This is a genomic window from Mesorhizobium sp. M1338, from assembly GCF_040318045.1.
Classification (GTDB): Bacteria; Pseudomonadota; Alphaproteobacteria; order Rhizobiales; family Rhizobiaceae; genus Mesorhizobium.
The window spans coordinates 249,892-262,067 of record NZ_JAMYLL010000003.1 but is presented as its reverse complement, the minus strand read 5'-3'; the positions used below and the strand labels follow the sequence as shown (position 1 = coordinate 262,067).

10 protein-coding genes are annotated in these 12,176 nt (G+C 64.1%); 8 read left to right on the top strand and 2 right to left on the bottom strand.

Annotation, left to right across the window (positions count from 1 at the left end; genetic code table 11):
- Window positions 1–2: 2 nt before the first annotated feature.
- Complete coding sequence (locus NKH19_RS05150; RefSeq protein WP_352865041.1) at window positions 3–2,708, top strand: DNA translocase FtsK; 2,706 nt, start codon at window positions 3–5, stop codon at window positions 2,706–2,708.
- Window positions 2,709–2,782: 74 nt separating this feature from the next.
- Here the strand turns inward: NKH19_RS05150 and fsa are convergent, their stop codons facing one another.
- On the bottom strand, window positions 2,783–3,439 hold the full coding sequence (fsa, locus tag NKH19_RS05145; protein ID WP_352865039.1) for a fructose-6-phosphate aldolase: 657 nt from the start codon (window positions 3,437–3,439) through the stop codon (window positions 2,783–2,785).
- 90 nt (window positions 3,440–3,529) lie between these two features.
- Here fsa and NKH19_RS05140 point away from each other — a divergent pair, with 90 nt between their 5' ends.
- Complete coding sequence (locus NKH19_RS05140) at window positions 3,530–5,713, top strand: primosomal protein N' (protein WP_352865037.1); 2,184 nt, start codon at window positions 3,530–3,532, stop codon at window positions 5,711–5,713.
- Window positions 5,714–5,761: 48 nt separating this feature from the next.
- On the opposite strand, the gene NKH19_RS05135 is transcribed toward NKH19_RS05140, so the two are convergent.
- Window positions 5,762–6,007 (bottom strand): type II toxin-antitoxin system Phd/YefM family antitoxin, encoded by a 246-nt coding sequence (locus NKH19_RS05135; RefSeq protein WP_352865035.1) that lies wholly within the window; start codon window positions 6,005–6,007, stop codon window positions 5,762–5,764.
- Window positions 6,008–6,072: 65 nt separating this feature from the next.
- Here NKH19_RS05135 and NKH19_RS05130 point away from each other — a divergent pair, with 65 nt between their 5' ends.
- From NKH19_RS05130 to atpD, 6 genes are all read left to right on the top strand, one after another.
- Window positions 6,073–6,768: an aspartate/glutamate racemase family protein gene (locus NKH19_RS05130; RefSeq protein WP_352865034.1), complete on the top strand. Its 696-nt coding sequence runs from the start codon at window positions 6,073–6,075 to the stop codon at window positions 6,766–6,768.
- A 93-nt stretch (window positions 6,769–6,861) separates the two neighbouring features.
- Window positions 6,862–7,257: an AGROH133_08824 family phage infection protein gene (locus NKH19_RS05125; RefSeq protein ID WP_109664413.1), complete on the top strand. Its 396-nt coding sequence runs from the start codon at window positions 6,862–6,864 to the stop codon at window positions 7,255–7,257.
- A gap of 246 nt (window positions 7,258–7,503) precedes the next feature.
- Entirely contained in the window at window positions 7,504–8,064 is a 561-nt protein-coding gene (locus tag NKH19_RS05120) for a F0F1 ATP synthase subunit delta (RefSeq protein ID WP_109664418.1), read from the top strand.
- Window positions 8,064–9,593, top strand: coding sequence for a F0F1 ATP synthase subunit alpha (atpA, locus tag NKH19_RS05115; protein ID WP_352865033.1), 1,530 nt, complete (start codon window positions 8,064–8,066; stop codon window positions 9,591–9,593). The genes NKH19_RS05120 and atpA overlap by 1 nt, the downstream gene beginning before the upstream one ends.
- A 31-nt stretch (window positions 9,594–9,624) precedes the next feature.
- Window positions 9,625–10,509 (top strand): F0F1 ATP synthase subunit gamma, encoded by an 885-nt coding sequence (locus tag NKH19_RS05110; protein ID WP_352865032.1) that lies wholly within the window; start codon window positions 9,625–9,627, stop codon window positions 10,507–10,509.
- 68 nt (window positions 10,510–10,577) lie between these two features.
- Window positions 10,578–12,170 carry a F0F1 ATP synthase subunit beta gene (gene atpD / locus NKH19_RS05105; protein WP_352865030.1) on the top strand — a complete coding sequence of 531 codons (1,593 nt, stop codon included), beginning with the start codon at window positions 10,578–10,580 and terminating at the stop codon, window positions 12,168–12,170.
- Window positions 12,171–12,176: the final 6 nt, after the last annotated feature.

Genomic DNA, 12,176 nt, shown 5'->3' with positions numbered 1-12,176 from the left:
GAATGGAAGCCAGGCGTTTTTCCCGGGTCAATTTACTGAAGGCAGCGTCGCCCGATGATCCCGAGGTGAAGCGTTACGACGGCATCGGCGACAAGGGCGGGCAGCGAACGTCTTCAGCTGCGGCAGGCAATCTTGATCGTCCGGCTCACACGGGACTGGACGGCCGGCGGCCCGGCACACACCAGGCCGGCTATTCCGCGCCGGTTGTCGATCTCGGCGGCAACAAGCGGCCCTATATGGAGCCGAGGGGTAGCTCGAAGGAGGCGCCTTCGAAAGTCGGCGATATCGAAAGTCCTGCCTGGCAAGAATATTTCTTCCTCGCGCCCAACGTGCGTTTTACCCGCACACCAGACTATGAGGCCAAGAAGCATCGCCCGCGGCACGAGCGTGTTGTCGAGCAAGGCGATGCAGACGCGCTCCCAACGCAGCAGGCAGTCGTGCAACCCATGGTCGACGAGGCATCCTCCGCGCCCTCGCTCCTGGCATTGCCGGCGTCGGTGAAAAGCCACGCCTCCCAGCCGCTGGCCGACCGAGGAGCCGCGCAAAGGCCGTCACCGCGGACCGCGGCTTTCGTTCCCCCGGGGCGCGCCAGGGAGAACGCGCGCGTCGTTGCTCCGGTGCCGCCGGTGACGGCCGCAACGGGACGAGCTTCCGCGCGCGGGATTGCCGCTCCGGGCGCGCCGATCAAACCGGCCACTGCCGAAAAGCCGCGCTGGCCCTATCTTTCGGATCACGCCTTCTTCGAGGCCATGGCACCCTATCTGGTCGATGTTTCGTCACAGGCCCGGCAGGCCAGCCCAGCCTCGCCTGCACCGGTCGCCGCGGTGCCTGTCGCCGCTGCGTGGGTCGGCATCCGCCCGCCGATAGTGACCGATGCCACCTCGCTGTTTCGCGTCATCGAATGTCTTCCAGGCCAAGCCTCGAAGCCGTTGCCGGATGTTTGGCCGGCAACCTCGAACGAGGCTCTCGCCCAGGCTGAAGTGCCAGCGAGCAACGCGTCACTGAAGGCCCAGCCCGCTGCAATCCCCGCTGCGGCGCGCGATGCCGTTCCCGTGCCCGCCCTCGCAAGTGGAGACGCCACTATCAGGGTGGCGACCGCGCGTCCTTCTTCACGCTTGCCTCGGACCGGCAAAACTGTGCCATCAAAATCGGGCGATCCCTATGAGCTTCCCCCGGAAGACCTGTTGCAACAGCCACCGGAGGGACAAGGCTTCTATATGTCGCAGGAGCGGCTCGAGCAGAACGCCGATTTGCTGGAAAGCGTGCTCGAGGATTTCGGTGTGCGCGGCGAGATCATTCATGTTCGCCCCGGCCCGGTCGTCACGCTCTATGAGTTCGAGCCGGCGCCGGGCGTCAAATCCTCTCGGGTCATCGGGCTTGCCGATGATATCGCCCGCTCCATGTCAGCGATTTCGGCGCGCGTCGCGGTCGTGCCTGGCCGCAACGTCATCGGCATCGAGCTTCCGAACGAGACGCGCGAAACCGTCTATTTCCGCGAGCTGATCGAATCGGAGGGCTTCCGCAAGACCAGCTGCAAGTTGGCGCTTTGTCTGGGCAAGACGATCGGCGGTGAGCCTGTTATCGCCGAGCTGGCGAAGATGCCTCACCTGCTCGTGGCCGGAACCACCGGCTCCGGCAAGTCGGTTGCCATCAACACCATGATCCTGTCGTTGCTCTACCGGCTGAAGCCGGAAGAATGCCGGCTGATCATGGTCGATCCCAAGATGCTCGAGCTCTCCGTCTATGACGGCATCCCGCATCTTCTGACGCCCGTCGTCACGGACCCCAAAAAAGCCGTCACCGCGCTGAAATGGGCGGTGCGCGAGATGGAGGACCGCTACCGCAAGATGGCGCGGCTCGGCGTGCGCAACATCGATGGCTACAATGAGCGCGCAGCCGCTGCCCGCGACAAGGGCGAGACGGTCGTCATGACCGTGCAGACCGGCTTCGAAAAGGGCACCGGCGAGCCGCTTTTCGAACAGCAGGAAATCGACCTTGCGCCGATGCCGTACATCGTCGTCATCGTCGACGAGATGGCCGACCTGATGATGGTCGCCGGCAAGGAGATCGAAGGCGCGATCCAGCGTCTGGCACAGATGGCGCGCGCTGCCGGCATTCACCTGATCATGGCAACGCAGCGCCCCTCGGTCGACGTCATCACGGGTACGATAAAGGCCAACTTCCCGACCCGGATTTCCTTCCAGGTAACATCAAAGATCGACAGCCGCACCATCCTTGGCGAGCAGGGCGCCGAACAGCTGCTCGGCCAGGGCGACATGCTGCACATGATGGGTGGGGGGCGCATTTCCCGCGTGCATGGTCCCTTCGTTTCAGATGCGGAGGTCGAGCACGTCGTGGCGCATCTGAAGGCTCAGGGCCGGCCTGAATATCTGGAAACCGTGACAGCCGAAGAGGATGAGGAAGAAGCCGAAGCCGACCAGGGCGCGGTGTTCGACAAGGGATCGGTTGCAGCCGAGGACAGTGATGCAATCTACGACGAGGCGGTCAAGGTGGTGGTGCGCGACAAGAAGTGTTCGACGTCGTACATCCAGCGCCGCCTCGGCGTCGGCTACAACCGCGCCGCATCCCTGGTCGAGCGGATGGAAAAGGAAGGGCTGGTCGGCGCCCCCAACCATGTCGGCAAACGCGAAATCATCATGGGCCGGCGCCAGCAGGCGAGCACGCCTGTCGACGATGGCACGGATTGATAGGCAGGTCGTTTGAAGCGCATATGAAAAAAGGCCGGTTGCCCGGCCTTTTTGCTGTTGAAAACGGTGTGACCTCAGCCGATCTTCTGGCCGGTCTTTGCCCAGTCGGCGAGGAAAGCGGCGAGGCCCTTGTCGGTCAGCGGATGGTTGACCAGCGCCTTCAGGGTCGCCGGCGGCGCGGTAACGACATCGGCGCCGATCAGGGCGGCCTGCTTGATATGGTTCACGGTGCGAACCGAAGCGACGAGGATCTCGGTCTGGAAATCGTAATTGTCGTAGATCTGCCGGATTTCCTGGATCAGCTCCATACCGTCCGAGCCGGTGTCATCGACGCGGCCGACGAAGGGCGAGATGAACGACGCGCCGGCCTTGGCCGCCAGCAGCGCCTGGTTGGCCGAAAAGCACAGCGTGACGTTGACCATACGGTTCATCTGGGTGCGGATCGTCTTGCAGGCCTTCAGTCCGTCGAGCGTCAACGGTACCTTGATGCAGACATTGGGCGCGATCTTGGCCAGCACCTCGGCCTCCGCCATCATGTCCTTGAATTCGGTCGCCACGACCTCCGCCGAGACCGGACCCTCGATGATATCGCAGATCTGCCTGGTGACGTCGGCGATCTTGCCGCCCGATTTGAGGATCAGCGACGGGTTGGTGGTGACGCCGTCGAGCAGTCCCAGATCGTTCAGCTCACGGATATCCTTGATGTCGGCGGTGTCGACAAAAAATTTCATGGCGGGTCTCCTGAAGATTTTTATGTGCATGCCATGCACATTCGGGGTCGGCCTTTGATCTAGACCAAAGTCAGGGCAAGGTCACGCCTCATGATCGAAGATTCGCCCTTTGTCGCGGCCGCACCGGTGCTGGTGCCGATGCCCGCCGAACGCCCCTACACCTATGCCGTGCCCGCCGGCATGCGCGTGGTGCCGGGCTCGATCGTGCGCGTGCCGCTCGGCCCTCGCCAGGTCGCCGGCATCGTCTGGGATGGCGCCGTCGAGAAGGTCGACGCGAAAAAGCTGCGCCCCATCGAACAGGTCTTCGACTGCCCGCCGATCGATCGCGCGATGCGCCGCTTCGTCGACTGGGTGGCGCAGTACACGCTGTCGCCACCGGGCATGGTGGCGCGCATGCTGCTCAGGGCACCCGAAGCATTCGATCCCGAACCATGGATCGAGGGGCTGCAGCGCACGCTTCTCGCACCCGATCGGATGACGGCTGCCCGAGAGCGTGTGCTGGAGACGGCTGAAGGCGGGCTGGCCTGGACGCGGTCCGGCCTCGCCCATGCTGCCGGCGTGTCGTCGACGGTGATCGACGGCCTGAGGGCGCAAGGCGTGTTCGAGACGGTGATGATCCCGCCGCGCCCGGTCGTGGCGGCACCCGATTCCAGCTACGCCATACCGGAATTGATGCCGGACCAGCGCGACGCCGCGCTGATGCTGCGCTCCAATGTCGCAGCCGGCGTGTTCAACGTCGCGCTGCTCGACGGCGTCACCGGATCGGGCAAGACGGAGGTTTATTTCGAGGCGGTGGCGGCCGCGCTCGACCAGGGCAAGCAGGTGTTGATCCTGCTGCCGGAAATCGCGCTGACGCATGCCTTTCTCGAGCGCTTCCAGCAGCGCTTCGGTGCCAAGCCGGGCGAATGGCATTCCGACCTGCCGCCCAGGATGCGCGAAAAAGTCTGGCGGCAAGTGGCGGAAGGCGGCGTGCGGGTCGTCGCCGGCGCGCGCTCGGCGCTGTTCCTGCCGTTCAAGGAGCTCGGCCTGATCGTCGTCGACGAGGAGCACGACCCTGCCTACAAGCAGGAAGACCGTGTTTTCTACAATGCGCGCGACATGGCAGTGGTGCGCGGTCATATCGGCAGTTTTCCGGTGGTGCTGGCATCGGCGACGCCATCGGTTGAAAGCCGCGTCAATGCGAGCCAAGGCAAATACAACAGAGCCGTCCTCTCTGCCCGTTTCGCCGAGGCGGCGCTTCCCCATCTCAAGGCAGTCGATATGCGCCGGGCACCCCCGGCGCGCGGCGGCTTCCTGTCACCGGTGCTGCTCGACCAGATGCGCCAGACGCTGGAGAGGAAGGAGCAGTCGCTGCTGTTCCTCAACCGGCGCGGCTATGCCCCGCTGACGCTGTGCCGGGTCTGTGGACACCGCTTCGGCTGCCCGGTCTGCTCGGCCTGGCTGGTCGAGCACCGGTTTCGCGGCCAGCTCGTCTGCCATCATTGCGGGCACAATGAGCGCCGCCCCGAAGCCTGCCCGGAATGCGGCACGCTCGATCATCTGGTCGCCTGCGGGCCAGGTGTCGAGCGCATCGCCGAAGAGGTCGTCGCGCATTTTCCCGACGCGCGCACCATCGTTTTGTCGTCCGACCTGATGGGCGGCGTGCGGCGGCTGCGGCTGGAGCTGGAGGCGATCGCCAATGGCGAGGCCGACATCGTCATCGGCACACAGCTCGTCGCCAAGGGCCACAATTTCCCCAACATGACGCTGGTGGGCGTCGTCGACGCCGATCTCGGTCTTGCCAATGGCGATCCGCGCGCCGCCGAGCGCACCTTCCAGCTGCTCAGCCAGGTGACCGGCCGCGCCGGCCGCACCGGCAAGAAGAGCCTTGGCCTGCTGCAGACCTTCCAGCCCGAGCATCCGGTGATGCGGGCGATCGTCTCCGGCGACGCCGAGGCGTTTTACGAGCGCGAGATCGCCGAGCGCGAGCGGGCCGCCCTGCCGCCCTTCGGCCGGCTGGCCGGTGTCATCGTCAGCGCGGTGACGCGGGCCGAAGCCGAGGGCCATGCGCGCGGCCTGCGCCGCGCCGCGCCCGAGGCCACCGACGTGTTCGTGCTCGGCCCGGCCGAGGCGCCGCTGTCCCTGCTTGGCGGCCGTCACCGCTTCCGCCTGCTGATCCAGGGCGAGCGGCGCGCCGACATGCAAGGCTTTATCCGCACCATGCTGGCCAACGGGCCGAAGCAGCGCGGCTCGGTCAGGGTGCAGGTCGACATCGACCCGCAGAGCTTTTTGTAAGTTGAACGCCGTCGGCCACTCTCGGCAAATGGGTTCATCGAGAGCGGATCAAAATTCGACGTCCCTCAATGGCGATTCATTTCGCTCAAGTTCGATGCCGCCCGGATACCGAAGCAAAAAGTCCCCGAAATTTTCCTGGCTGTCTTGCGGATAAAGCTTTCGCCCTTCAGCAACCGGAATGACCATGGTGGTCGGCCTGCCGTTTCTCGTGACAATGGTTGGCTCGTCGTTTCCTGCGGCCTCGACGATTGCCGAGAGTCTCGCCTTGGCCTGCCGAAGCTCAATAGTTTTCACGACGACCTCCCTTATAGTCTCGTGTGTTTATGATATCGGGATTACCCAGCAAAGGAACAGCCCTTATGAAAACCCTTGGCCTTCTGGGCGGCATGAGCTGGGAATCGACCGCCATCTACTATCGCCTGCTGAATGAGGTCGTGCGCGAGCGGCTGGGCGGGCTGCATTCGGCCAAATTGCTGCTGTGGTCGTTCGACTTCACCGAAATCGCCGAGCGGCAGCATCGTGGCGACTGGGACGGCGCCGGCGTGCTTCTTGTCGAAGCGGCGCGCAAGCTCGAGGCGGGCGGCGCGGAAGGCTTGCTTCTGTGCACCAACACCATGCACAAACTGGCCGACCAGGTGCAGGCGTCGGTGTCGATCCCGCTGATCCACATCGCCGACGCCACGGCGGTCGCGGTCAAGCGCGCCGGCATGCAGCGCCCGGCACTGCTGGCGACGCGGTTCACCATGGAGCAGGATTTCTACAAGAGCCGGCTCGCCGACAAATACGGCCTGCGGCCCGTCGTCCCCAATGCTACCGGGCGCGACATGGTCCATCGCGTCATCTACGAGGAATTGTGCCAGGGTATCGTCACCGAAGCCTCCAAGGTTGCCTATATCGCCGAGACCGAACGCCTGCGCCGCGAAGAGGCCGCCGACAGCGTCATCATGGGCTGCACCGAGATCACCATGCTGATCGGTCAGCAGGACTTCGACATCCCGGTCTTCGATACGACGCGCATCCATGCCGAGGCGGCGGTCGAATTCGCGCTGGGCTGACAGGCTTCCGCAAATTGCCGGACTCCATCTGGCGTCGTTTCTTTCCTTCGCTAGAATGCCCGGAATTTCAAAACAGGCATTCGAGGGGACAAGATGGATTTTGCGCTTCCGTGGCCGACGAGCCAGGGCGAATGGCTGGCATGGTCGAGCGCCGTCGTCACCGTGTTGCTCGGGCTTTTGTTCTTTCTGGCACCCAGCCTCGCCTTCCGTGCCCTGCGCTTGCAGGTCAAGCCCGAGAAGGCGGCGGCGATCGCCGAGGGGCGCGGCAGGATGTCGGGCTTCTATCTGGGTGTCGGCCTGTGCTGTATCCTGCTGGCGCAGCCGCTGATCTACATGGCGCTCGGCTTCTCCTGGCTGTTCACCGCTTTTGGCCGGCTGCTGTCGATGATGTCGGATGGCGCCAACACGCCTTTCAATTGGGTTTCCATCGTGGTGGAATTGGTGCTGGCGGCGTTGCCGCTCGCCTTTGCCTTCGGCTTTCTGCCTTGAATCGTTGGGTATTCCGCGATGGAAGACGGGTGACTTTCGCCGGATGCGACAATAGTGCCTGAAAACCATGCGGAACGACGCATTGCGGTCTTAAAATGCCTGTGCTAGACGGCAATCGACTTTCGGCCGGGGATAGCGGAAGCCGCGCCTCCGTGCTCGAAAAAATGCAGTAAGGTCAAAGATTTAGCCAGAGTTTTTGCTCGCGCCAACAATCTACGGCCTGTCAGACAAGAGAAAAGACGGTCCGTGGCTCAATCGTCATCGCCAATCTCAGGTGTCGCAGAACGCTATGCGGGTTCGCTGTTCGAACTCGCCCTGCAGGCAAATTCCGTCGCCAAGGTCGAAGCCGATCTCAACAGCTTCGAAGCCATGCTCGCGGGCAGCGCGGACCTTACCCGGCTGATCAACAGCCCGGTGTTCTCCAGCGAGGACCAGGCCAAAGCCATCGCGGCGATCGCCGACAAGGCCGGGATCACCGGGCTCACCGGCAATTTTCTGCGCGTCGTCGCCAGAAACCGCCGGCTGTTCGCCATTCCCGGCATGATCAGGGCGTTCCGCCAGATCGCCGCCGAACATCGTGGCGAAACCGCTGCTGAAGTGACGTCGGCTCACGAGCTGACGGCTGCCCAGCAGACCGAACTCAAGGCCGCGCTGAAGAGCGTTGCCGGCAAGGACGTGGCCATCTCCGTCACCGTCGATCCGTCGCTGCTCGGCGGGCTGGTGGTCAAGATGGGCTCGCGCCAGATCGATACGTCGCTCAAAACCAAACTCAATTCGCTCAAGCTTGCACTGAAAGAGGTCGGCTGATGGACATCCGCGCCGCGGAAATTTCCGCAATTCTGAAAGACCAGATCAAGAATTTCGGCAAGGAGGCCGAGGTCTCCGAAGTTGGACAGGTGCTGTCCGTCGGTGACGGCATCGCCCGCGTCTACGGCCTCGACAATGTCCAGGCCGGCGAAATGGTCGAATTCCCCGGCGGCATCCGCGGCATGGCGCTCAACCTCGAAGCCGACAATGTCGGCGTCGTCATCTTCGGCGCCGACCGCGACATCAAGGAAGGCGACATCGTCAAGCGCACCGGCGCCATCGTCGACGTTCCCGTCGGTCCCGGCCTGCTCGGCCGCGTCGTCGACGCGCTCGGCAATCCGATCGACGGCAAGGGCCCGATCAAGGCAGTCGAGCGCAAGCGCGTCGACGTCAAGGCGCCCGGCATCATTCCGCGCAAATCGGTGAACGAGCCGATGTCGACCGGCCTCAAGGCCATCGATGCGCTGATCCCGGTCGGCCGCGGCCAGCGCGAGCTGGTCATCGGCGATCGCCAGACCGGCAAGACCGCCATCATCCTCGACACGATGCTCAACCAGAAGTCGGTGCACGACAACGGCCCCGAAAAGGAAAAGCTCTACTGCGTCTACGTCGCCGTCGGCCAGAAGCGCTCGACCGTCGCGCAGTTCGTCAAGGTGCTGGAAGAGCGCGGCGCGCTCGAATACTCGATCATCATCGCCGCCACCGCTTCCGACCCGGCGCCGATGCAGTTCCTGGCGCCGTTCGCCGGCGCCACCATGGGCGAGTACTTCCGCGACAACGGCATGCATGCGCTGATCAGCTATGACGATCTGTCGAAGCAGGCCGTCGCCTATCGCCAGATGTCGCTGCTGCTGCGCCGCCCGCCGGGCCGCGAAGCGTATCCCGGCGACGTCTTCTACCTGCACTCGCGCCTGCTTGAGCGCGCAGCCAAGCTCAACGACGATCTGGGCGGTGGTTCATTGACCGCTTTGCCGATCATCGAAACGCAGGCCAACGACGTGTCGGCCTACATCCCGACCAACGTGATCTCGATCACCGACGGTCAGATCTTCCTCGAAACCAACCTGTTCTTCCAGGGCATCCGTCCCGCGGTGAATGTCGGTCTGTCGGTCAGCCGCGTCGGCTCCGCCGCGCAGATCAAGGCAATGAAGCAGGTCGCCGGCTCGATCAAGGGCGAGCTCGCGCAGTACCGCGAAATGGCGGCTTTCGCGCAGTTCGGCTCGGATCTCGACGCCGCCACGCAGCGCCTGCTCAACCGCGGTTCGCGCCTGACCGAACTTCTGAAGCAGCCGCAGTTCTCGCCGCTGAAGACGGAAGAGCAGGTCGCGGTGATCTTCGCCGGCGTCAACGGCTATCTCGACAAGCTGCCGGTCAACCAGGTCGGCAAGTTCGAGCATGGCCTGCTCAGCCACATGCGTGCGGCCGGCAAGGACGTTCTCGAAGCCATCCGCAACGAAAAGGCGCTGTCGGATGATCTGCGCGCCAAGCTGAAGGCCGAGATCGACGCTTTCGCCAAGACCTTCGCCTGAGCGAAGCGCAAGACGGGATCAGGTTTGAAGCATGCCTTCATTAAAAGACCTTCGTAACCGTATCGCCTCGGTCAAGGCGACGCAGAAGATCACCAAGGCGATGCAGATGGTCGCCGCGGCGAAGCTGCGCCGTGCGCAAGAGGCCGCTGAAGCAGCGCGCCCCTATTCGGAGCGCATGGGTTCCGTGCTGGCCAACATCACCCAGGCGATCGGTGGCGGCGGCGATGCCCCGGCGCTGATGACCGGCACCGGCAAGGACGACGTGCATCTGCTCGTGGTCTGCACAGCCGAGCGCGGCCTGTGCGGTGGCTTCAATTCGCAGATCGCCCGCGTCGCCCGCGACCACATCCGCAAGCTGCTGGCCGACGGCAAGCAGGTCAAGATCATCTGCGTCGGCAAGAAGGGTTTCGACATCCTGCGCCGCGACTATGCATCGCTGATCATCGACCGTGTCGATCTGCGCGAGGTCAAGACGCTCGGCTTCGTCAATGCCGACGCCATCGCCAAGAAGGTCATCCAGCTCTTCAACGAGGGCGGCTTCGACATCTGCACGCTGTTCTATTCGCAGTTCAAGTCGGTGATCAGCCAGATTCCGACCGCGCAGCAGATCATCCCGGCCGGCATTGCTTCGGCTCCGGCGGAAGTGACGGATGGCGGCAACGCCGTCTACGAGTACGAACCGGAGCCAGGCGAAATCCTCTCCGACCTCATTCCGCGCAACATCTCGGTGCAGGTTTTCCGGGCGCTGCTCGAAAACGCGGCCGGCGAAATGGGCGCCAAGATGAGCGCCATGGACAATGCGACGCGCAACGCCGGCGAGATGATCAACAAGCTGTCGATCACCTACAACCGCCAGCGGCAGGCGCAGATCACCAAGGAACTGATCGAAATCATTTCGGGCGCCGAGGCGCTCTAGGCGCGGTCCGCGGGTCATCGACCCGCGACCGGACCGCGTGAAACAAAGGACGAAAAAGGGTAAAGACGATGGCGAAAGCAGCGACCCCCCAGAAGGCGGCCCCCAAGGCGGCAGCCGCGAAGACCGCGGCCCCCGCGAAAGCGGCGGCCAAGGCTCCAGCAGCGAAGGCGGCTCCGCCCAAGACGGCCGCAGCACCGGTGAAGGCCGCCGCGGCCAAGACATCGGCAGTGGCCAGCAAGGCAACCGGCGCTGTCGGTAAGGTCCGCCAGGTCATCGGCGCCGTCGTCGACGTCCAGTTCGGCGATCACCTGCCGGCGATCCTGAACGCGCTCGAGACGACCAATGTCGGCAACCGCCTGGTGCTCGAAGTTGCCCAGCATCTGGGTGAAAACACCGTCCGCTGCATCGCCATGGACTCGACCGAAGGTCTGGTTCGCGGCCAGGACGTGCGTGACACCGGTGCGCCGATCACCGTGCCGGTCGGTCCGGGCATGCTCGGCCGCATCATCAACGTCATCGGCGAGCCGGTCGACGAAGAAGGTCCGGTCGACGCGATCGAAATGCGCTCCATCCACCAGCCAGCTCCGACCTATGTCGAGCAGTCGACGGAAGCGCAGATCCTGATCACCGGCATCAAGGTGCTCGACCTACTGGCTCCCTACGCCAAGGGCGGCAAGATCGGCCTGTTCGGCGGCGCCGGCGTCGGCAAGACCGTGCTGATCCAGGAACTGATCAACAACATCGCCAAGGCGCATGGCGGCTATTCGGTGTTCGCCGGCGTCGGCGAGCGCACCCGCGAAGGCAACGATCTCTATCACGAGTTCATCGAGTCCGGCGTCAACAAGAAGGGCGGTGGCGAAGGCTCCAAGGCGGCACTCGTCTATGGCCAGATGAACGAGCCGCCGGGCGCGCGCGCCCGCGTCGGCCTGACCGGCCTGACGGTCGCCGAATATTTCCGCGACCAGGGCCAGGACGTGCTGTTCTTCGTCGACAACATCTTCCGCTTCACGCAGGCGGGCTCGGAAGTGTCGGCTCTGCTCGGCCGTATCCCGTCGGCCGTCGGCTATCAGCCGACGCTAGCCACCGACATGGGCGCGCTGCAGGAACGCATCACCACCACCACCAAGGGCTCGATCACGTCCGTGCAGGCCATCTACGTGCCTGCCGACGACTTGACCGATCCGGCACCGGCGACCTCGTTCGCCCACCTTGACGCGACGACGACGCTGAACCGCGCCATCGCCGAAAAGGGCATCTACCCGGCGGTTGACCCGCTGGATTCGACCTCGCGCATGCTCGACCCGCTGGTCGTCGGAGACGAGCACTATGGCGTCGCGCGCCAGGTGCAGTCGATCCTCCAGCGCTACAAGTCGCTGCAGGACATCATCGCCATCCTGGGCATGGACGAGCTGTCGGAAGAGGACAAGCAGACCGTGGCCCGCGCCCGCAAGATCGAGCGCTTCCTGTCGCAGCCGTTCTTCGTCGCCGAAGTGTTCACCGGCGCGCCGGGCAAGCTGGTCGACCTCGCCGACACCATCAAGGGCTTCAAGGGCCTCTGCAATGGCGACTACGATCACCTTCCGGAAGCTGCCTTCTACATGGTTGGCGGCATCGAGGAAGCAGTCGAGAAGGCACAGCGCCTGGCGGCTGAAGCAGCATAAAAAGCG